16 protein-coding genes are annotated in these 21,849 nt (G+C 74.0%); 12 read left to right on the forward strand and 4 right to left on the reverse strand.

What is annotated here, in order from left to right:
• Positions 1-97: 97 nt before the first annotated feature.
• The 4 genes from ITX44_RS13280 to ITX44_RS13295 form a co-directional block, all read right to left on the reverse strand.
• On the reverse strand, positions 98-2,542 hold the full coding sequence (locus tag ITX44_RS13280; RefSeq protein WP_205357365.1) for a transglutaminase TgpA family protein: 2,445 nt from the start codon (positions 2,540-2,542) through the stop codon (positions 98-100).
• Positions 2,539-4,116, reverse strand: a complete 1,578-nt coding sequence (locus ITX44_RS13285) for a DUF58 domain-containing protein (RefSeq protein ID WP_236060499.1) — start codon at positions 4,114-4,116, stop codon at positions 2,539-2,541. Before ITX44_RS13285 ends, ITX44_RS13280 begins: the two co-directional genes overlap by 4 nt.
• Positions 4,117-4,247: 131 nt before the next feature.
• Positions 4,248-5,294: an AAA family ATPase gene (locus ITX44_RS13290; RefSeq protein WP_307795246.1), complete on the reverse strand. Its 1,047-nt coding sequence runs from the start codon at positions 5,292-5,294 to the stop codon at positions 4,248-4,250.
• Positions 5,295-5,442: 148 nt separating this feature from the next.
• Positions 5,443-5,988 carry a beta-class carbonic anhydrase gene (locus ITX44_RS13295; protein WP_205357367.1) on the reverse strand — a complete coding sequence of 182 codons (546 nt, stop codon included), beginning with the start codon at positions 5,986-5,988 and terminating at the stop codon, positions 5,443-5,445.
• Positions 5,989-6,108: 120 nt separating this feature from the next.
• Here ITX44_RS13295 and mraZ point away from each other — a divergent pair, with 120 nt between their 5' ends.
• The 12 genes from mraZ to ftsZ all read left to right on the forward strand — a co-directional run bounded on the left by mraZ (position 6,109) and on the right by ftsZ (position 21,841).
• Positions 6,109-6,540: a division/cell wall cluster transcriptional repressor MraZ gene (mraZ, locus tag ITX44_RS13300; RefSeq protein ID WP_205357368.1), complete on the forward strand. Its 432-nt coding sequence runs from the start codon at positions 6,109-6,111 to the stop codon at positions 6,538-6,540.
• Positions 6,541-6,910: 370 nt separating this feature from the next.
• Positions 6,911-7,894, forward strand: a complete 984-nt coding sequence (gene rsmH / locus ITX44_RS13305) for a 16S rRNA (cytosine(1402)-N(4))-methyltransferase RsmH (RefSeq protein WP_205357369.1) — start codon at positions 6,911-6,913, stop codon at positions 7,892-7,894.
• On the forward strand, positions 7,891-8,394 hold the full coding sequence (ftsL, locus tag ITX44_RS13310; protein ID WP_205357370.1) for a cell division protein FtsL: 504 nt from the start codon (positions 7,891-7,893) through the stop codon (positions 8,392-8,394). The genes rsmH and ftsL overlap by 4 nt, the downstream gene beginning before the upstream one ends.
• Positions 8,395-9,304: 910 nt before the next feature.
• On the forward strand, positions 9,305-11,173 hold the full coding sequence (locus ITX44_RS13315; protein WP_372440899.1) for a peptidoglycan D,D-transpeptidase FtsI family protein: 1,869 nt from the start codon (positions 9,305-9,307) through the stop codon (positions 11,171-11,173).
• On the forward strand, positions 11,170-12,858 hold the full coding sequence (locus ITX44_RS13320; protein WP_372440900.1) for a UDP-N-acetylmuramoyl-L-alanyl-D-glutamate--2,6-diaminopimelate ligase: 1,689 nt from the start codon (positions 11,170-11,172) through the stop codon (positions 12,856-12,858). The genes ITX44_RS13315 and ITX44_RS13320 overlap by 4 nt, the downstream gene beginning before the upstream one ends.
• Complete coding sequence (locus ITX44_RS13325) at positions 12,855-14,309, forward strand: UDP-N-acetylmuramoyl-tripeptide--D-alanyl-D-alanine ligase (protein WP_205357371.1); 1,455 nt, start codon at positions 12,855-12,857, stop codon at positions 14,307-14,309. The genes ITX44_RS13320 and ITX44_RS13325 overlap by 4 nt, the downstream gene beginning before the upstream one ends.
• Positions 14,306-15,370, forward strand: a complete 1,065-nt coding sequence (mraY, locus tag ITX44_RS13330) for a phospho-N-acetylmuramoyl-pentapeptide-transferase (protein ID WP_205357372.1) — start codon at positions 14,306-14,308, stop codon at positions 15,368-15,370. The genes ITX44_RS13325 and mraY overlap by 4 nt, the downstream gene beginning before the upstream one ends.
• Positions 15,367-16,797, forward strand: a complete 1,431-nt coding sequence (murD, locus tag ITX44_RS13335) for a UDP-N-acetylmuramoyl-L-alanine--D-glutamate ligase (protein WP_307795249.1) — start codon at positions 15,367-15,369, stop codon at positions 16,795-16,797. The genes mraY and murD overlap by 4 nt, the downstream gene beginning before the upstream one ends.
• Before the next feature lie 48 nt (positions 16,798-16,845).
• A complete protein-coding gene (gene ftsW / locus ITX44_RS13340; RefSeq protein WP_372440901.1) occupies positions 16,846-18,345 on the forward strand; it encodes a putative lipid II flippase FtsW in 1,500 nt (499 codons plus the stop codon).
• A 6-nt stretch (positions 18,346-18,351) separates the two neighbouring features.
• The gene (gene murG, locus ITX44_RS13345) at positions 18,352-19,446 is read left to right on the forward strand and encodes an undecaprenyldiphospho-muramoylpentapeptide beta-N-acetylglucosaminyltransferase (RefSeq protein ID WP_205357373.1); all 1,095 of its coding nucleotides are present in this window, start codon (positions 18,352-18,354) and stop codon (positions 19,444-19,446) included.
• 50 nt (positions 19,447-19,496) lie between these two features.
• Positions 19,497-20,357, forward strand: a complete 861-nt coding sequence (locus tag ITX44_RS13350; protein WP_205357374.1) for a cell division protein FtsQ/DivIB — start codon at positions 19,497-19,499, stop codon at positions 20,355-20,357.
• Between the two features lie 263 nt (positions 20,358-20,620).
• Positions 20,621-21,841 (forward strand): cell division protein FtsZ, encoded by a 1,221-nt coding sequence (ftsZ, locus tag ITX44_RS13355; RefSeq protein WP_205357375.1) that lies wholly within the window; start codon positions 20,621-20,623, stop codon positions 21,839-21,841.
• Positions 21,842-21,849: the final 8 nt, after the last annotated feature.

A 21,849-nucleotide genomic window follows, 5' to 3' on the forward strand; every position in this document is an offset into this window, starting at 1 on the left:
TCCCGAAACGCCGAACCCCCCGACATCGCCGAAGGGCGCGGAACCCGTCACGGGATCCGCGCCCTTCGCCGTTGTGCCCGGCCGGGGCTGCCCGGCGTCATTGCTCCTGCTTCGCCGCCCGCCGGCGGTACAGCGGCTCCGTGACCCGGCGCCCGGCCTGGGAGACGCGTCCGGTCAGCGCGGCCCAGCGGGCCGAGAAGGACCAGACCAGCCGCGCCGAGGAGCGGGGCAGCAGCAGCGCCCGCAGCCGGGTGCCGCGGGAGGCCGAGGTGTGCAGCCCGGCCCGTACCCGGTCCACCTGGTCCGCCAGGCCCGGCACCGGCCGTGGCTCGCGCGCGTACAGCGTCTGCTCCACCGCCGTGGCCAGCGCCGTGGCGGAGGCGGCCGCCTCGCCGGAGAGCTGCCCCTCGGTGACCAGCCGGGCCATCGCGCGGCGCGGCGTCTCGGAGTCCTCGGGCAGCACCCCGTAGTCCCAGCCGGTGTCGATCACCTCGCGCCAGGCGGACAGCGCCTGCGGTGGTGCGGTCCCGGTCCGCCGGCCGCCCAGCCGGCCCGGGCGGTTACGGCCGAGCCGGTTCATCCGCTGCCGGGCCCGCCACAGCAGCGGCGCGGCCAGGAGCAGCAGCACGCCCAGCGCGACCCAGGCGACCAGAAGGCCGGTGACGACGTCGCCGGTCGTGGTGCTGCCGCCCGACCCGGTGCCGCCCGTCGCCGCGGCCTGGCCGCAGTCACCGGGCTGCCGGTTGTCCGGGGCGCAGCTCGGCGAGGCCGACGGCGCCGGGGCCGGGGTGTTCGTGGAGCCGTGCGGCGCCGTGTCGCGCGGCTCGCTGGTGCCCCCGGTGGCCTGCTGCTGGGTGTACGCGGGGGCCGTGCCGCGGTAGGGCGTCGGCTCGAACCGGGTCCAGCCGATTCCCTGGAAGTACAGCTCGGGCCAGGCGTGCGCGTCCTTGAGCCCCACCGACATCCAGCCGTCCGGGTTCTGCGTGCCGGGCGTGAAGCCGATGGCGACCCGCGCCGGGATGTGCAGCGTGCGGGCCATGGTGGCCATGGTGAAGGCGAAGTGGACGCAGAAGCCCTCCTTCGTCTGCAGGAACCGCGCTATCGCGTCCACCCCGGTGCCGGCCTTGGCCTGGGTGTTGTAGACGAACTGCCCGGAGGTGAAGTAGCGCTGGAGGTCCAGCGCCCGCTCGTAGTCGTTGGTGGCGCCCTTGGTCACCTCCTGGGCGGTCGCGGCGACCACCGGCGGCAGATCGCCCGGCACCTTCTCGTACTCGTCGGCGATGCGGCCGGTGGCCGGCGGGGCCTGGGCCAGCTGGGTCGCGGTGGGCGCCACCTGCATGCTGTCCACGGTGTAGCGCACACCGGAGGCGTTCTGGCCGTGCGTCCCGATCAGCATCCCGCCCTCGGGCTGGTACTTCCAGGTGCCGCTGGTACGCACCGAAGTGGCCGGGAAGGGCAGCGGCAGCAGCCCCTGCACATAGGAGTCGTCCACCGACACCTCGGTGCGCACCGTGGTGTACGGCACGTCCGTCGCCATGCCCAGCGGGCGCGGCAATTGTGCCGGGACGTCCTCGGTCGGGCGGTTGGACGGGGACCACTGGGTGCCGTCGAACTTGTCCAGCGCGGCGATCCGCAGGTACATCCCGGGGATGTCCTTGGTGGTCGTCCGGTACGTCAGCACCTCGCGGTTGTCGGGCTGGTTGAGGTTGTCCTGGAGCGCGGCCAGCAGGTTGACCGAGCCCCCGCCGCCCCCGCCGATGCCGCTGCCCGAGCCGTGGCCGGCGTTCTTCAGCAGGCCCTCGCCCAGCGACGGCATCACCGACTGCGCCGCGGCCGGCACCACCAGCGCGATGCCCAGGGCCATGGCCCCGATCCGGCGGCCGGTGCGCACCGGCGCGGTCGGGCCGCCCGAGGCGCCCGGGCCGGCCCAGGTCCCCGGCGCCGGGGCGGCGGCGAACACCCGGCCCCAGCGGGAGAGCCGGTCCCGGCCCTCGGCCAGCAGGAGCAGCAGGTAGCCGGAGGCGGCCAGCACGAAGAACAGCCACTGGATGCCGCCGCTGCGCAGGCCCGCCGCCACCGAGTACAGCGCGAGCAGCGGCAGCCCGGCCGGCGCCGCCCTGGAGTACGTGACCGCGATGGTGTCCACCGCGAGGGCGATCACCACCACGCCGCCGACCAGCAGCATCCGGATGCCGGGGGTGACCGGCGCCGGGATGGCGAAGTTGCCGACGTCGGTCAATCCGTCCTGCACCAGCTGACCGAGCTGGGTGAACGCGCTCGGGCCGGGGATGATGCCGCCCAGCGCCTGGTGCGGGGCGAACACCACGGTGAGCGAGACCAGCGACACCAGCGCCTGTGCCAGCACGGTCAGCGGCCGGGCCAGCGGCACCCGCCGGGTGAGGGCGCCCACGGTGGCCTGCAGGCACACGATCAGCAGCGCCTGGATGAACCAGCCCTTCGGACTGGCCAGGGGCAGCAGCGCGCACGCCGCCATCATCGACGCCGCCGTCGCGCTCACCGTCAGCCGCGCCCGTCCGCTCATGCCGTCGCCCCCGCTCCGTACTGCCCCGCTCCGTACTGCCCCGCTCCGTACTGCGCGGGCCCGGAAGCGGCACCGGGACCCGCCGGGCCGCCACCGGAACCGGGCCCGCGGCCCGTCCCCGGTCCGCCTGTGCCAGGCCCGCCTGTGCCAGGCCCGCCCGTGCTGGGCCCGCTCGCCCCCGGTCCGCCCGTCCCTGGTCCGCCCGTCCCCGGGGCGTCGCCCGCCCCTGATCCCGGCCCCCGGCCGGGCGCGGCCGAGCGGCCGCTTTCTTCCCGCGTGCGGTAACGATCCGCCTGCTGCCACAGTTCCGGCAGCGACTCCCCGGCGCGTACCTCCACGACCGTCCAGCCGGCCTCGCGCAGCATCCGCACGCCCTGCCGGGTGCCCTGGAAGTCGCCGGCGCCGGATTCGGGCGCGGTGCGCTCGGCGACCGCGTCGAACCGGCCGGCCGGCTCGCGGGCCGTCCAGTCGTCGCTGTTCAGCACGAAGGCGATGGCCGCGCCGGCCCGCTGCCGCATCCGGGCCACGCCCGCGGCCTCCTCCTCGTCGAACAGGTCGCCGAGGAACGCCACCAGCAGCCCCTCGCTGCCCGCGCGCAGCACCTCGTACGCGGCCGCCAGGTTCTCGCCGTCGGAGTGGTCCACCACCGCCAGGGTGTCCAGCAGCACGCCGGCCATGTCCGAGTTGTCCCCGGCGAAGCCCCCGATGCCCTCCGGGCCCGGGACGCTGGTGCCGGTGTCGGTCAGCAGCCGCACCGCGAAGCCGCGCTCCAGCATGTGGGTGGTCACCGAGGCCGTGCCCGAGACCGCCCACTCGAAGGCCGAGTCGGGCCCGGCGCCGAAGTAGGCGTCCCGCCGGGTGTCCAGCAGGACGGTGCAGCGCGCCCGGTGCGGCTGCTCCTCGCGGCGCACCATCAGCTCGCCGTACTTGGCGGTGGACCGCCAGTGCACCCGGCGCAGGTCGTCGCCGTGCCGGTAGCCGCGCGGGATCACGTCGTCGTCCCCGGCCAGCGCGAGCGCGCGGGTGCGGCTCTCGCCGTACCCGGACGCCTCCCCGGCCAGCCGCACCGGCGGCAGCGGCTCCACCCGGGGCACCACGGTCAGCGTGTCGAAGGCGCTGAAGGAACGGGTCAGCTCGCACATCCCGAACGGGTCGGACAGCCGCAGTTGGAGCGGGCCCAGCGGGTAGCGGCCGCGCAGGTCGGAGCGGACCCGGTAGGACACCTCCCGGTGGCCGCCCGGCTCCACCCGGTCCAGTACGAAGCGGGGCCGGGGACCGAGCACGTACGGCACCCGGTCCTGGAGCATCAGCAGCCCGGTGGGCAGCCGCGAGATGTTGTCCACCCGCAGGTGCACCCGGGCCTCGGACATGGCCGGCACCCGGGAGGGGGACAGCCGGCGGCTGCCTGCCACCCGGTAGCGGGTGCGGTAGAGGACCGCCACGCACACCAGCGGCAGCACCGCCAGCAGCAGGCCGACCCGTAGCAGGTCGGCCTGCCCGAGCACGTACGCGCAGACGGCCGCGGCCACTCCGGCGGCCACGAAGGACCGGCCGCGGGTGGTCAGGCCGCCCATCGCCGAACGGAAGCCGCCGCCCTGGCCGCCCGGCCCGGTGCTCGGTACGGCGCCACCCCCGGGGCCGCCGGGCCCGGGGGTGGGGGTACCTCCCGGGCCGCCAGGCCCAGGGGGAGGGACGGACCCGGCCATCACAGGCCCCGGGCGTCCGGCGTGGCCTGCGGCCGGCCGGCCGGTGGCTGCGGCCAGCCCGCCCCCGGGCCGCCGCCGGCCGAGGGATCGGGCACCGGCACCCGGTGCACGATCTCGGCCACCACCTGCTCGGGGGTACGCCGGTTGAGCTGGGCCTGCGCGGTGGGGAGCAGACGGTGCGCCAGCACCGCGGAGGCCAGTGACTGCACGTCGTCGGGCAGCACGTAGTCCCGTCCGTCGAGGGCGGCCGACGCCCTGGCCGTCCGCACCAGGTGCAACGTCGCCCGGGGTGAGGCGCCCAGCCGCAGGTCGGGGTGGTTGCGGGTGGCGCCGACCAGCGCCACCGCGTACCGCCGTACGGCTTCGGAGACGTGCACCTGGCGCACGGCCTCGATCAGCTTGACGATCTCGTGGGCGTGCGCCACCGGCTCCATGTCGTCCAGCGGGGAGACGCCGCCGTGCACGTCCAGCATCTTCAACTCGGCGTCCGGCGTGGGGTAACCGATGGACACCCGCGCGGTGAACCGGTCCCGCTGCGCCTCCGGCAGCGGGTAGGTGCCCTCCATCTCCACCGGGTTCTGAGTGGCGATCACCATGAAAGGACTGGGCAGTTCGTAGGTGGTGCCGTCGATGGTGACCTGGCGCTCCTCCATCGACTCCAGCAGCGCCGACTGGGTCTTCGGCGAGGCCCGGTTGATCTCGTCACCGACCACGATCTGCGCGAAGATCGCGCCCGGCTTGAACTCGAAGTCCCGCTGCTGCTGGTCGAACACGCTCACCCCGGTGATGTCCGAGGGCAGCAGGTCCGGCGTGAACTGGATCCGCCGGACCGAGCAGTCGATGGACCGTGCCAGGGCCTTGGACAGCATGGTCTTGCCCACCCCTGGCACGTCCTCGATCAACAGATGGCCCTCGGCCAGCAGGACGGTGACCGCGATCCGCACCACCTCGGGCTTGCCCTCGATCACGTTTTCCACGCTACGGCGAACCCGCTCTGCGGTCGTGGTCAGATCGCTCAGGTTCGCTCGAGCGTCAAAGGTCGTCACCCGGTACTCCTCGGCCTGTTCCTGGGGACCGCAGGGTCGCGGCCATCCCGGACCGGCCCTCCCCGAAGTGCGCAACGCTCGCTACGGGCGAGTGGTGCCGCACGATGCATTCTTCCCTTGAACGGCGGCCCACGTCACTCCGCTGCCGTTACTCGTTCGTGATTTCCCGCAGCAGGCCGGTGTGCACGTCGAAGACGAAGCCGCGCACGTCGTCGGTGTGGGCCAGGAACGGCGAGGTCCGCACCCGGGCCATGGACTGGCGCACGTCCTGGTCCACGTCGGTGAACGCCTCCACCGCCCAGGTCGGCCGCTGCCCCACCTCGGCCTCCAGGTCGGTACGGAAGCTCTCCGTGATCGACTGCAGGCCGCACCCGGTGTGGTGGATCAGCACCACCGAACGGGTGCCCAGGGCGCGCTGGCTGATGGTCAGGGAACGGATCGTGTCGTCCGTGACCACGCCCCCGGCGTTGCGGATGGTGTGGCAGTCGCCCAGTTCCAGACCGAGCGCCTTGTGCAGGTCGATGCGGGCGTCCATGCAGGCGACGACCGCCACCTGCTGTACCGGACGGGCGTCCATCCCCGGGTCGTGGAACTCGGAGGCGTACTGCTGGTTGGCCGCGACGAGCCGATCGGTAACGGAAGCGGTGGCGGTGGGCGCGGGGGCCTCGGGCGAACCGCTGGCAGATATCGACATGTCTCTGACGGTAGCGTGCGCGACCCCTCAACAGCAGGGCACGCCAGGCGGGCGTTTCGTTGACGGTGGGTGATGGTGGAGTAAAGTGGCGCGAAGTGGTGCCGTCTGCGGGAGGTGTGCATGTTCCTCGGGACGTACACCCCGCGGCTGGACGACAAGAACCGATTGGTGCTCCCGGCCCGGTTCCGTGAGCAGCTCGCCGACGGCCTGGTGATCACCCGCGGGCAGGAGCGCTGCCTGTGCGTGTGGCCGCTGGAGGGCTTCAAGGCGGCCACCCAGCAGCTCTCCGCCGCGCCGCTCACGTCCAAGCCCGCCCGGGACTACCTGCGGGTGCTGTTCGCCGGCGCCCACGACGAGGTGCCCGACAAGCAGGGCCGGGTCACCGTGCCGCAGCCGCTGCGGGACTACGCCGGGCTGGTCCGCGACTGCGCGGTGATCGGCGCCAACAGCAGGGTGGAGATCTGGTCGGCCGAGGCATGGGAGAGCTATCTGGCGGCCCAGGAAGACACCTTTTCGGACCTGTCCCAGGAGGTTCCGCCCGGATTACTGTGAGCGCGGCCCCCAGGATCCGCGCGCTCCACCGCGTCCCCCTCGTGCCGACGCCCCGCGCGCGGACGTACGGCTCGGCCTCCTCCCGCTCCCGGTTTCGCTGGCGCCACTTCCCCGGTGCCAGGGGAACGTTTCTGCCGAGCGGGCGGGGACCCGGCCCTACGTCCACCCCGCCCGTACCGGAGCGCCCCGACCTCCCGCCACCCGACCGGCGGGCCACCCGCCGGCCACCGGCGGCCCGGCTCTGCGGCAGACTGCGGGGGACGACTCCCGACGACCCCTCACCGCGAATCCCCGCGAATCCCGACGAATCCCCACGGCACCCGAGACACCCGACGGCACCCGACCCCGACCCGACCGGAAAACGAGCCCGATGAACGACACGCCAGCGGACCGGCGCCCCGACGAGTCGCGCCACGTCCCGGTGATGCTGCGCCGCTGCCTGGACCTGCTGGCCCCCGCGCTTGCCGCGCCCGGGGCCGTCGTGGTCGACGCGACCCTGGGCCTCGGCGGCCACAGCGAGGCGCTGCTGACCACCTTCCCGGCCGCCCGGCTGATCGCCCTGGACCGCGACCCGGTCGCCCTGAAGCTGTCCGCCGAGCGGCTGGCACCCTTCGGGGACCGCGCCACCCTGGTCCACGCGGTGTACGACGAACTGCCCGAGGTCCTGGCCCGGCTGGAGGTGCCGCGGGTCCAGGGCGTGCTGTTCGACCTGGGCGTGTCCTCCATGCAGCTCGACGAGGCCGAACGCGGCTTCGCCTACGCCCAGGACGCCCCGCTGGACATGCGGATGGACCAGACCACCGGGATCAGCGCGGCCGAGGTCCTCAACACCTACCCGCCGGGCGAGCTGGTGCGGATCCTGCGCACCTACGGCGAGGAGAAGTTCGCCCGCCGGATCGTGGACGCGGTGGTACGGGAGCGGGAGCGCGATCCGTTCACCACCAGCGCGCGCCTGGTGGAGCTGATCCGCAAGGCGCTGCCGCAGGCGGCCATGCGCACCGGCGGCAACCCGGCCAAGCGCACCTTCCAGGCGCTGCGCATCGAGGTCAACGGTGAGCTGACCGTGCTGGAGCGGGCGGTCCCGGCCGCGGTCGCGGCCCTCGCGGTCGGCGGCCGGATCGCCGTGCTGTCGTACCACTCGCTGGAGGACCGGCTGGTCAAGCAGGTCCTCGGGGCCGGCGCCGCGAACACCGCCCCGCCCGGCCTGCCGGTGGTGCCCGAGCGCTACCAGCCGCGGCTGAAGCTGCTCACCAGAGGGGCCGAGCTGCCCACGGAGGACGAGATCGCCGAGAACCGCAGGGCGGCGCCGGCCCGGCTGCGCGGCGCCGAACGCATCCGGGAGGACGCGCTGTGAGTACGCCGCCGCGCGGCCGGCCCGGTGGCAGCGCCGCCGCAACCGCCGCCCGCACTCCGTTCGTCGTACTGGTCGTGACGCTCCTGGCCGGCGGCCTCATCGCGTTGCTGCTGCTGAACTCCGCGGTCAACCAGGACTCCTTCAAGCTGAACAAGCTGGAGAAGGAGACCACCCAGTACACCGACGAGCAGCAGCAGCTCCAGCAGGAGGTGGACGGCTACGGCGCGCCCGGCCCGCTCGCCGAGCGGGCCCGTGAACTGGGCATGGTGCCCGGCGCGAACCCCGCCTTCCTGAACCCCGACGGCACGGTCCACGGCTCGCCGCAGGCGGCGACCGCCCCGCCCGCGCCGCCGCCCACGACATCGACCACGACGCCCTCGGCGCAGGGTCTGCCGCAGGGCCGGACCCAGCCGCAGACCCTGGGCCGGAGCCCGTCGCCGGCCGCCCAGCCCCCGGCCGGCGCACCGCCCGCCGTACCGACCCCGACCACCGGCAGGTGACGACGTGAGCCAAGGAGCACGTGGCGGCCAGGACGGCCCCGACGGTCCGGACAGCCGCTCCGGCCGTGGCGCCGCCGGCGGCCACGGCCAGGGGCCGAACGCAAACGCCCGGGGAGCGGCCCGCGGCGCCCAGCCGGGCCGAGCCGGCCAGCCGGGCCGGGCAGGCCGGAGCACGGGCCGAGGCGGTGAGGACGGGGGCCGATCCGGGCAGGGCGGGAGCGCCCAGGGGACAGGCCGAGGCGGTCAGGGAGCCGGCGGGAGCGCCCAGGGCGCGGGTCGAGGCGGTCTCGGGGCCGGCGGGAGTGCGCAAGGCGCAGGCCGAGGCGGTTTTGGAGCCAGGGGAAGTGCTCAGGGCCCGGGCCGAGCAGGTCAGGGAGTCGGCGGGAGCGCCCAGGGCTCGGGCCGGAGCGGCGGAGGAGTGGGTCGGTCCGGGCAGGGCGCGGGTCGAGGCGGTCTCGGGGCCGGCGGGAGTGCGCAAGGCGCAGGCCGAGGCGGTCTTGGAGCCGGGGGAAGTGCCCAGGGCTCGGGCCGGAGCGGCGGAGGAGTGGGTCGGTCCGGGCAGGGCGCGGGTCGAGGCGGTCTCGGGGCTGGCGGGAGTGCGCAAGGCGCAGGCCGAGGCGGTCTTGGAGCCGGGGGAAGTGCCCAGAGCTCGGGCCGAGCAGGTCAGGGAGTCGGCGGCACCACCCAGAGCTCGGGCCGGCCTTCGCCGAGCGCGAGCCGGAGCGCCCAGGGCGCCGGACGCGTGAGCCGTACCGCCGGACAGGGCGCCGCCGGAGGCACCCGTACCGCCGGGCAGGGCGCCGCCGGAGGCACCCGCGGCGCCGGCCGGCCCAGGCCGTACCGCCGGCCCGGCGCGTCGGGACCGGGCCGCCCCCGCCCGGCACCGGCAGGGAGCGGCGCAGCGCGGTCGGTGCGGCTCGGCAGGCCCCGGCCGCGGCTGCGCCTGGTGGGCGTCGGGATCACCCTGGTGATGGCCGTCTTCGTGGTGCGGCTGCTCCAGGTGCAGGTGGTCGACGCCCCCGCGTACGCCGCCAAGGCCGCCGTCAACCGCTGGGTCACCCACGAGGTCACCGCCGACCGCGGCACGATCACCGACCGCTCGGGTGTGGCGCTGGCCACCACCGTGGACGCGTTCGACATCATCGCCGACCCGTACCTGCTGACCCCGGCCCAGTCCAAGGTCGACGACGCCCCCCAGCAGGCCGCCGAACTGCTCGCGCCGATCGTCGGCGGCGACGCCACCGCGATCGCCCGGCAGCTGTCCACCCCCGGCTCGCGCTACCAGATCATCGCCCGCCAGCAGTCCCCGCAGGTGTGGAACCAGATCAAGGACCTGCAGAACTCCTTCGCCGACAAGGCCGCCCGCGGCGAGGGCGCCGACGTGCTGGCCGGGATCTCCAGCGAGCCGCACACCAAGCGGGTGTACCCCAACGGCGACCTCGCGGCCGGCGTGATCGGCTTCGTCAACAGCCAGGGCCAGGGCGCCGGCGGCCTGGAGTCGATGTTCGACAAGCAACTGGCCGGCACCAACGGCAAGGTCCGGTACGAGCAGTCCAACGGCCGCCAGATCCCCACCGCGGGCGCCCAGGAGCGCCCGGCGGTCCCCGGCGACGACATCGAGCTGACCATAGACCGGGACATCCAGTGGGCCGCGCAGAGCGCGATCAGCGCCCAGGTCAAGCAGTCCGCGGCCGACCGCGGCTACGTCATCGTCCAGGACTCCCGTACCGGCCAGGTCCTCGCCATGGCCGACGCCCCCGGCTACGACCCGAACGACCTGGCGCACGCCGACCCCAAGGCGCTCGGCAACCCGGCGGTGCAGGACGCGTACGAGCCCGGCAGCGTCAGCAAGCTGATGTCGATGGCCGCCGTCATCGACACCGGCACCGCGACGCCCACCACGCACGTCACCGTCCCCGGCACCCTGCCGCGGGCCGACCGGCTCTTCCACGACGACGTGGACCACGGCACCTGGTCCCTGACCCTCAACGGGGTGCTGGCCAAGTCCAGCAACATCGGCACCATCCTGGCCACCCAGCAGCTCGGCCCCACCCAGCCGCAGGCCAACCAGGTGCTCTACTCCTACCTGCGCAAGTTCGGCATCGGCCGGCCCAGCGGCATCGGCCTGCCCGGTGAGACCCCGGGCATCCTGGCCCCGCCGGACAAGTGGAACGCGTCACAGCAGTTCACCATCCCGTTCGGCCAGGGCCTGTCCGTCAACGCCCTCCAGGCCACCTCGGTGTACTCGACCATCGCCAACGGCGGGGTCCGGGTGCAGCCCACCCTGATCCGCGGCATCACCGGGCCGGACGGCCGCTTCGTGCCGTCGCCCGCGCCGCAGCGGACCCGGGTGGTCAGCCCGCAGACCGCGCGGACCCTCTCGCAGATGCTGGAGTCCGTGGTCGGCAACGAGCAGGGCACCGGCATCCAGGCCCGGATCGACGGCTACCGGGTGGCCGGCAAGACCGGTACGGCCAACCGGGTGGATCCGCTGACCGGCAGGTACAAGGGCTACACCTCCTCGTTCCTGGGTTTCGCGCCCGCCGACGACCCGCGGGTGACCGTCTCCTGCGTGATCCAGAATCCGACCCGCGGCAGCTACTTCGGCGGCTCGATCTGCGGGCCGGTGTTCAAGCAGGTCATGGAGTTCGCCCTGAAGACCCTGCGGGTGCCGCCGTCCGGCAGCAAGGCCCCGGACCTGCCGGTCACGTTCGACCCCAATCAGGCCGCAGCCGCCCCGGCCGGCGGCACCGCCGCCACTCCGCGGAAGGCGGGATGATCATGAAGAAACCGGACCCGGTCCAGGTCGGGGGCGGTGCGGTCGCGGAGCGCGACCCGCGCCCCCGGCCCTCGGGGCCTTTTGGCCCGGACCCCGGGCGGCCGGGTAACCTCACCGCCGTGCCCAACGCTGATCAGCCGACCCTCATCCGGCCGGGGCCGCCCCGGCCGGCGCACCCCCGCCCGACCCCGCTGGACGTCCTGGCCGCCCGGCTGGGGACCGAGCCGCCCGCGGGGGCGGCCGAACTGGTCCCCGTGACCGGCATCACCCATGACTCGCGGGCGGTACGCCCCGGCGACCTGTACGCCGCGCTGCCCGGCGCCCGGGTGCACGGCGCCGACTTCGCCGGCCAGGCCGCCGCGGCCGGCGCGGTGGCCGTACTGACCGACCCGGCCGGCGCCGAGCGCGCCGCCGCCACCGGGCTGCCGGTGCTGACCGTGCCCGACCCCCGGGCCGAGATGGGGGAGCTGGCCGCCGCGGTGTACGGCTCGCCCGGCGAGGGGATGCTGCGCATCGGCATCACCGGCACCTCCGGCAAGACCACCACCTCCTACCTGGTCGAGGGCGGCCTGCGGGCGGCGACGGCCGGGGCCACCGGGCTGATCGGCACCGTGGAGACCCGGATCGGCCAGGAGCGCATCAAGAGCGAGCGCACCACCCCGGAGGCCACCGACCTGCAGGCGCTGTTCGCGGTGATGCGCGAGCGCGGCGTGGAGTCGGTCGTGATGGAGGTCTCCAGCCACGCCCTGGTGCTGGGCCGGGTGGACGGGGCCGTCTTCGACGTGGCGGTCTTCACGAACCTCAGCCCGGAGCACATGGAGTTCCACTCCGGCATGGAGGACTACTTCCAGGCCAAGGCGCAGTTGTTCACCCCGCGCCGCAGCCGGCTCGGCGTGGTGAACCTGGACGACGCCTATGGGCGGCGGCTGGTCGCCGAGGCATCGGTGCCGGTGGTCACCTTCTCCGCGGAGGGCAATCTGGACGCCGACTGGCGCGCGGAGGACGTCGAGGCCGGCCTGATGGACAGCCGCTTCACCGCGGTCGGCCCCAAGGGCGAGCGGGTGCGGGCCACCGCGCCGCTGCCCGGGCCGTTCAACATCGCCAACACGCTGGCCGCGATCGCCGCGCTGGCCGCCGCCGGGCTGGACCCGCAGACCGCCGCGGACGGCGTCGCCGCCGTCCCGGGCGTCCCGGGCCGGCTGGAGCGGGTGGACGCCGGCCAGCGGTATCTGGCGGTGGTGGACTACGCGCACAAGACCGACGCGGTCGAGTCGGTGCTGCGCGCGCTGCGCTCCACCACCGGCGGCCGGATCCACGCCGTGCTCGGCTGCGGCGGCGACCGGGACCGCAGCAAACGGGGACCGATGGGAGCGGCCGTCGCCAGGCTCGCCGACACCGCGGTCCTCACTTCGGACAATCCGCGCTCGGAGGACCCGCTGGCGATCCTCGCCGCGATGCTGGAGGGCGCCGTCACGGTGCCGGCCGACCAGCGCGGACACGTCATCGTCGAGCCCGACCGGGCCGCCGCCGTCGCCGCCGCCGTCGCCCGTGCGCGACCCGGGGACGTCGTACTGGTGGCCGGAAAGGGCCATGAGCAGGGCCAGGACATCGCCGGAGTGGTACGCCCCTTCGACGACCGCGAGGTGCTGCGCGCCGCGATCGAGAAGGACCGACAAGAGCTGTGATCCCCCTCACCCTCGCCGAGATCGCCCAGGCGGTCGGCGGGAGCATGCACGACATACCGGACAGTGCCGTACGGGTCACCGGGCCCGTGGTCAGGGACTCCAGGGAGGTGGCGAAGGGCGCGCTCTTCGTCGCCTTCGCCGGGGAGCGCGTGGACGGGCACGACTTCGCCGCGGCGGCCGTCGCCGAGGGCGCGGTCGTGGTGCTCGCCGCCCGCCCGCTGGGCGTGCCCGCGATCGTGGTGGACGACGTCCAGGCCGCCCTCGGCCGGCTCGCCCGGCATGTCATCGAGCACCTGGGCGCCACTGTGGTGGCGCTCACCGGCTCGGCGGGCAAGACCAGCACCAAGGACCTGATCGCGCAGCTCCTGGACCGGATCGCCCCCACGGTCTGGCCGGAGGGCTCGCTCAACAACGAGATCGGGCTGCCGCTGACCGCGCTGCGTGCCGACGCGGCCACCCGTCATCTCGTGCTGGAGATGGGCGCACGTGGCATCGGCCACATCCGCTACCTGACCGGGCTCACCCCGCCCCGGATCGGCGTCGTCCTCAATGTGGGCACCGCTCACATCGGCGAATTCGGCGGCAAGGAGCAGATCGCGCAGGCCAAGGGCGAACTGGTCGAGGCGCTGCCCGCCGCCGAGCAGGGCGGCGTCGCCGTGCTGAACGCCGACGACCCGCTGGTACGCGCCATGAGCAGCCGCACCAAGGCCCGCGTGGTGTTCTTCGGCGAGAGCGAGCAGGCGCAGGTGCGCGCCGAGAATGTCCGGCTCAATGAGCGCGGACAGGCCGTCTTCAGCTTGCGAACACCGACCGGGTGCGCCGATGTGACCTTGCGCCTGTACGGTGAGCACCACGTGTCGAACGCGCTCGCCGCAGCCGCCGTCGCCAGTGAACTCGGCATGCCTGCCGGGGAGATCGCCTCCGGGCTCTCCGCGGCCGGCCCCCTGTCGCAGTGGCGGATGGAGGTCACCGAGCGGCCCGACGGCGTGACGGTCGTCAACGACGCCTACAACGCGAACCCCGACTCCATGAGGGCTGCCCTGCGCGCACTGGCCGCGATGGGCCGGTCCGCTGAGGCCCGGGGGGGCCGGACGTGGGCGGTACTGGGTGCGATGGCCGAACTCGGCGAGCAGTCGTTCGCCGAGCACGACGCGGTGGGGCGGCTGGCCGTCCGGCTCAACGTCAGCAAGCTCGTGGCCGTGGGCGGTATCGAAGCCGCCTGGCTGCAAATGGGCGCTTACAACGAGGGTTCGTGGGGTGAGGAGTCGGTGCACGTGTCCGACGCTGAGGCGGCGATCGGCCTGTTGCGCACGCAGGTGCGACCAGGGGACGTCGTATTGGTGAAGGCGTCGCGGTCGATCGGACTGGAGACGGTCGCCCTGGCGCTGACCGGGCAGGCGCCCGGCGGCTCCGGGACGGACGCCGCGGCCCGCGAGGGTGCCGCGCGATGAAGCAGATCCTCGTCTCCGGCGTCCTGGGACTGTTCCTGTCACTGATCGGCACTCCGCTGCTGATCCGCCTGCTGGCCTCCCGCGGCTACGGGCAGATGATCCGGGACGACGGCCCGAAGGCCCACCACAGCAAGCGCGGCACGCCCACCATGGGCGGCATCGCGTTCATCCTGGCCACCCTGGTCGCCTATGCCGCGACCAAGGTGATCACCGGTGACAAGCCGACCATGTCCGGCGTGCTGGTGCTCTTCCTGACCGCCGGCCTCGGCCTGGTGGGCTTCCTGGACGACTACATCAAGATCGTCAAGCAGCGCAGCCTGGGCCTGCGGGCCAAGGCCAAGATGGCCGGCCAGCTCATCGTCGGCATCGCCTTCGCGGTGCTGGCGCTGAACTTCCACGACTCACGCGGGCAGACCCCGGCGTCCACCAAGCTCTCCTTCACCAGCGACTTCGGCTGGTCGGTCGGCCCGGTGATCTTCGTCATCTGGGCGCTGTTCATGATCCTGGCCATGTCCAACGGCGTGAACCTCACCGACGGCCTGGACGGCCTGGCCACCGGCGCCTCGGTGATGGTTTTCGCCGCCTACACCGTCATCGGGGTGTGGCAGTACGGGCAGTGGTGCGGCGCCCCGGTCAGCGCCAATGGCGCCTGTTACGAGGTGCGCGACCCACTCGACCTCGCGGTGGTCGCCGCCGCCCTGATGGGCGCCTGCTTCGGCTTCCTGTGGTGGAACACCTCGCCCGCCAAGATCTTCATGGGCGACACCGGCTCGCTCGCCCTGGGCGGCGCGCTGGCCGGCCTGGCGATCTGCTCCCGCACCGAGATGCTGCTCGCCATCCTCGGCGGCCTGTTCGTGCTGATCACCATGTCCGTGATCATCCAGGTCGGCTCCTTCCGCCTGACCGGCAAGCGGGTCTTCCGGATGGCGCCACTTCAGCACCACTTCGAGCTCAAGGGCTGGAGCGAGGTCCTGGTCGTGGTCCGGTTCTGGATCATCCAGGGCATGTGCATGGCCGTCGGGCTGGGCGTGTTCTACGCGGCCTGGGTGGCGGCGTCGTGACCGCCGCCGCGGAGCTGAAGGACACCGCCGTCACCGTGGCCGGGCTCGGCGTCTCCGGCGTGCCCGCCGCCAAGGTGCTGCACGGCCTGGGCGCCCGGGTCACGGTGGTCAACGGCACCGCGGGGGAGCGGCAGCAGGCCGAGGCGGCCGAACTGGAGGCGCTGGGCATCCCGGTCCGCCTCGGCGACGGCGACACCCTGCCGGCCGGGACCGAGCTGGTGGTCACCAGCCCCGGCTGGAAGCCCACCAGCCCGCTGTTCCGGGCCGCCGAAGAGGCCGGCCTGGAGATCTGGGGCGACGTGGAGCTGGCCTGGCGGCTGCGCGGACCGAACGCGGCGCCCTGGCTCGCGGTCACCGGCACCAACGGCAAGACCACCACCACCCGGATGCTCGCCGCGATCCTCGAGGCCGCGGGCCTGCGCACCGCGGCCGTCGGCAACATCGGCGTCTCCGTGCTGGACGCCGTCCTGGGCGAGCGGGAGTACGACGTGCTCGCCGTGGAACTGTCCAGCTACCAGCTGCACTGGGCGCCGAGCATCCGCCCGCACTCCGCGGCCGTGCTCAACCTGGCCCCCGACCACCTCGACTGGCACGGCTCCATGGCGGCGTACGCGGCCGACAAGGGCCGCGTCTACCACGGCAACAAGGTCGCCTGCGTCTACAACGTCGCCGACCCGGCCACCGAGGACCTGGTCCGCGCGGCCGACGTGGAGGAGGGCTGCCGGGCCATCGGCTTCACCCTCGGTGCCCCGCGTCCCTCCCAGTTCGGGGTCGTGGACGGCATCCTGGTCGACCGCGCGTTCGTCGCCGACCGGCAGCGCAACGCGCAGGAGCTCGCCGAGACCGGGGACGTCAACCCGCCCGCGCCGCACAACATCGCCAACGCGCTGGCCGCCGCCGCCCTCGCCCGCGCCTACGGGGTGCCGCCGGAGGCGGTCCGCGACGGCCTGCGCGCCTTCCGGCCCGACGCCCACCGCATCGCCGAGGTCGCCGTGGTGGACGGGGTGACCTACGTGGACGACTCCAAGGCCACCAACACCCACGCCGCCGAGGCGTCGCTGGCCGCCTACCCGTCGGTGGTGTGGCTGGCCGGCGGCCTCGCCAAGGGCGCCACCTTCGACGACCTGGTACGCGGCGCCGCGGACCGGCTGCGTGGAGCCGTGCTGTTCGGCGCCGACCGGGCCCTGGTCCGCGACGCGCTGGCGCGACACGCCCCGCAGGTCCCGGTGGTGGACCTGGAACGGACCGACACTGGGGCGATGGCCGCGGCCGTCGCCGCGGCCCGCGGACTCGCCTGCCCGGGTGACACGGTTCTGCTGGCGCCGGCCTGCGCGTCGATGGACATGTTCACCAACTACAACGTGCGCGGCGACATGTTCGCGGACGCCGTACGCGCCCTGCCCGCGACCGGCGACCGGCCGGCGTAACCGCACGCCTGGGCGCCGGCGACCGCGACGCACCGACGGAGGGGACGCATGACGGCAGATCGCTCGACCGCCCACGGCGGTGGCCCCACGGTCCCCGGCCGGGGCCGCCCCGGCGGCGGCTCCGCCGGGCGGGCGCTGCCGCCGCCGGGCGCCGCCCGCCGCGCCGCCGCGTACCCACGGGTGCCGCGCGGGCGGGAGGGCGCGCAGCGGGTGATGGCCGGACGCCCCGGCGCCCGGCTGCCCGCCGGACTGCGTCCCCGCCCGCCCGCGCAGCCGCGCGGCAGCGCCCTGCGTGGCCTGGCTCGGCTGCCCGGGCGGCTGCGGGTCGCCTGGGACCGGCCGCTGACCGCGTACTACGTCATCCTGGGCGCCGGGGCGCTGATCACCGTGCTCGGCCTGGTGATGGTGTACAGCGCCTCGATGATCCAGGCACTGCGGCTGGGCCTGCCGTCCACCTTCTACTTCCGCAAGCAACTGCTGGCCGTCGCCATCGGCGCGGTGCTGATGTGGGCCGCGGTGCGGCTGCCGGTGCGCACCCACCGCGCGCTGGCCTACCCGCTGCTGCTCGGCGCGGTCTTCCTGATGATGCTGGTCCAGGTGCCCGGGATAGGTCAGACCGTCAACGGCAACACCAACTGGATCTCGATCGGCGGGCCCTTCCAGCTCCAGCCCAGCGAGTTCGGCAAGCTCGCCCTGGTGCTGTGGGGCGCCGACCTGCTGGCCCGCAAGAGCGACAAGAACATGCTGGTGCAATGGAAGCACCTGCTGGTCCCGCTGGTGCCGGTCGCGGTGCTGCTGCTCGGCCTGATCATGCTCGGCGGCGACATGGGCACCACCATGATCCTCACCGCGATCCTGTTCGGCATGCTGTGGCTGGCCGGCGCGCCCACCCGGCTGTTCGCCGGAGTGCTGGCCGGCGCCGGCGCGCTGGCCGCCCTGGCGGTGGCCACCAACCCCAACCGGATGGGCCGGCTGCACTGCATCGGCGCCAGCGACCCGGGCACCGGCGACCAGTGCTGGCAGGCCGTGCACGGGATCTACGCCCTCGCCTCCGGCGGCTGGTTCGGTTCCGGACTCGGGGCGAGCGTGGAGAAATGGGGTGAACTCCCCGAGCCGCACACGGACTTCATCTTCGCCGTGACCGGCGAGGAACTGGGCCTGGCGGGGACACTGTCGGTGCTGGCACTGTTCGCGGCACTAGGCTACGCGGGTATCCGCGTGGCCGGTCGTACGGAGGACCCCTTCGTCAGGTTCGCAGCGGGTGGCGTGACCACCTGGATCATGGCCCAGGCCGTGATCAACATCGGTGCGGTGCTCGGCCTGCTGCCGATCGCCGGTGTCCCGCTCCCGCTGTTCTCCTACGGAGGCTCGGCCCTCCTGCCGACCATGTTCGCCGTCGGGCTGCTCATCTGCTTCGCCAGGGACGAGCCGGCCGCGCGAGCGGCCCTGGCCGCGCGGGGGCGGCAGTCGAGGATCGCGCCCATCAGACGGGCGATGACACGGACGATGCGACGGCGGGCCAGACGGCGGCCGTCCGGAGAGCGGTGAATTTCGGTGCATGTCGTACTCGCCGGTGGGGGGACCGCCGGCCACATCGAGCCCGCGCTCGCGCTCGCCGATGCCCTGCGCAGGCACGACCCCACCGTGGGCGTCACCGCGCTGGGCACCGAGAGGGGACTGGAGACCAGGCTCGTGCCCGAGCGGGGCTACGAGCTGGCGCTCATCCCGGCCGTGCCGCTGCCCCGCAGGCCCACCGCGGAACTCATCACCGTGCCCGGCCGGCTGCGCGGCACCATCAAGGCGGCCGAGCAGGTGCTGGAGCGCACCAAGGCCGACTGCGTGGTCGGCTTCGGCGGCTACGTGGCGCTGCCCGGCTACCTGGCCGCCAAGCGGCTCGGCGTGCCGATCGTGGTGCACGAGGCCAACGCCCGCCCCGGCCTGGCCAACAAGATCGGCTCCCGGTACGCCCACGGCGTCGCCGTCGCCACCCCCGACAGCAAGCTGCGCGACGCCCGCTACATCGGCATCCCGCTGCGCCGCACCATCGCCACCCTGGACCGGGGCGCGGCCCGCCCCGAGGCCCGGCACGCCTTCGGCCTGGACCAGAACCTGCCCACGCTGCTGGTCTCCGGCGGCTCGCAGGGCGCGCGCCGGCTCAACGAGGTCATCGCGACCGTCGCCCCGCGCCTTCAGCAGTCCGGCATCCAGATCCTGCACGCGGTCGGCCCGAAGAACGAACTGCCCCGGTCGGACAACATGCCCGGCATGCCGCCGTACCGCCCGGTGCCGTACATCGACCGCATGGACCTCGCCTACGCCGCCGCCGACATGATGCTGTGCCGGGCCGGCGCGATGACCGTCGCCGAACTGTCCGCGGTCGGCCTGCCCGCCGCCTACGTACCGCTGCCGATCGGCAACGGCGAGCAGCGGCTGAACGCCCAGCCGGTGGTCAAGGCCGGCGGCGGCCTGCTGGTCGACGACGCCGACCTCAGCACGGACTGGGTGCTGTCCAACGTGCTGCCGGTGCTCACCGACCCGCACCGCCTGTACGCCATGTCGCGCTCCGCCGCCGAGTTCGGCCGCCGCGACGCCGACGACCTGCTGGTCGGCATGGTGTACGACGCCGTGGGCGCGGGCCGGGGACGATAGCCGCGGCACGCCCGTCCAGGACAGGCGCCGATGTACACAGGAGGCCCGAGGTGACCGGACCGAGAGTCAAGCCGCAGGCGGCCGGTCCGGCGCGGGTGCCCGGCGGGGCGCCCGGCGCCGGATCGCGGCCCGCGCCGCCGGGCACGGTCCGCGGCTCGGGCGCGGGCTCGGCTGCGGGCGGCCGCGAGGGCGGCCGGTTCCGGTTCGCTCCGCCGGGCCGCCGCACTGTGCTGATCGCGCTCGTCCTGGCCACCGTGCTGCTCGGCGGCGGCACCTGGGTCGTCTACGGCTCGCCGTTGCTGCGGGCGAACCGGGTGACCGTGCACGGCACCCGGGACCTGACGGCCGATCAGGTCGTGCGGGCGGCGCGGGTGCCGCTGGGCGGCGCGCTGGTCTCGGTGGACACCGGGGCGGTGCGCCGGCGGCTGCTGGCCGCGCTGCCCCGGATCGACCACGTGTCGGTGCGCCGCTCCTGGCCGCACACCGTCGACGTGACGGTCACCGAACGGGTGGCGGCCGCCGCCATCCGCACCTCCGGCGGCTGGACCGAAGTCGACCGCAATGGTGTCCGGTTCGCCACCGTCCCCCGGGTGCCGGCCGGCGTACCGCTGCTGCGGCTGACCCCCACGGCGGCGAGCCTGCGTCAGTTCGGCACAACCGGACTGCTGCACGCGGCCATTGAGGTCGCCGCCGCCCTGCCGGAATCGGTGCGTGCCCGGGCCACCGGAATCCAGGTGGGCTCCTACGACGGCATCACCGTCGAACTCTCCGGCGGCCGCCGGGTGATGTGGGGCAGCCCGGAGCAGGGACCCGCCAAGGCCGCGGTGCTCGCCGCGCTCCTCAAGGCCCAGCCGGGCGCGGTCCGGTACGACGTCAGCGCCCCCACGGCTCCTGCCGCGGCCGGAAGTTGACGGGCAGGTGGGCGGCATCGTCGGGCCGGGCGTACCCCTGGTACCACGACTGTCGGCGTGATCACATAGGGTGAAAAGAAAAACGGGAGGTTCGGCGTGTTCGTTGAACCGCTACGCCTTGTCGACTTAGTGTCTCGTCCCAAAGGGAACGCAGGACCGGCACACCGGTAACCCTAAACCTGAGGGTCAGGGTTCGGAACGGCACCGGCGGACAGTACCGACCGTCCCACACGATTCGTAACTCGAGGCGAGAGGCCTTCGACGTGGCAGCACCGCAGAACTACCTCGCAGTCATCAAGGTCGTCGGCATCGGCGGCGGTGGCGTCAACGCCATCAACCGGATGATCGAGGTCGGTCTCAAGGGCGTCGAGTTCATCGCGATCAACACCGATGCGCAGGCCCTGCTGATGAGCGACGCCGACGTCAAGCTCGACGTCGGCCGGGAACTGACCCGGGGTCTGGGAGCCGGCGCCAACCCGGAGGTCGGCCGCAAGGCCGCCGAGGACCACCGCGAGGAGATCGAGGAGGTCCTCAAGGGCGCCGACATGGTCTTCGTGACCGCGGGCGAGGGCGGCGGCACCGGCACCGGCGGCGCGCCCGTCGTCGCCAACATCGCCCGCTCGCTGGGCGCGCTCACCATCGGCGTGGTCACCCGCCCGTTCACCTTCGAGGGCCGCCGCCGCGCCAACCAGGCCGAGGACGGCATCGCCGGGCTGCGCGAGAACGTCGACACGCTGATCGTGATCCCCAACGACCGGCTGCTGTCCATCTCCGACCGCCAGGTGAGCGTGCTGGACGCCTTCCGCTCCGCGGACCAGGTGCTGCTCTCCGGTGTGCAGGGCATCACCGACCTGATCACCACCCCCGGCCTGATCAACCTGGACTTCGCCGACGTGAAGTCGGTGATGTCGGAGGCCGGCTCGGCGCTGATGGGCATCGGCTCGGCCCGCGGCGACGACCGGGCGGTGGCCGCGGCGGAGATGGCCATCTCCTCCCCGCTGCTCGAGGCGTCCATCGACGGCGCCCGTGGCGTGCTGCTGTCCATCTCCGGCGGCTCCGACCTCGGCCTGTTCGAGATCAACGAGGCCGCCCAGCTGGTCAGCGAGGCCGCCCACCCCGAGGCCAACATCATCTTCGGCGCGGTCATCGACGACGCCCTCGGCGACGAGGTGCGGGTCACCGTGATCGCGGCCGGCTTCGACGGCGGCCAGCCGCCGGCCAAGGGCAGCCGGGACTCCGGACGCGGCTCCTCCTACGCCGCCCGCGAGGAGACCCCGGCACGCGGCGACTCCCGCCCGTCCCCGTCGTTCAGCAGCGGCCCCGGCAGCCTCCCGCTGCCGTCCTCCCCGATCGAGCGGGACAGCGCCGACGAGCCGCCCGCCGAGACCTCGGTGCCGCCGGTGATCCCGCCGGTCGTGCCGCCGGCCCGGCCGTACCAGGACTCCGCGGCCGAGGAGCTCGACGTCCCGGACTTCCTGAAGTGACCGCGCGG

The sequence above is a fragment of the Actinacidiphila acididurans genome, from assembly GCF_016918855.1.
Taxonomy (GTDB): Bacteria; Actinomycetota; Actinomycetes; order Streptomycetales; family Streptomycetaceae; genus Actinacidiphila; species Actinacidiphila acididurans.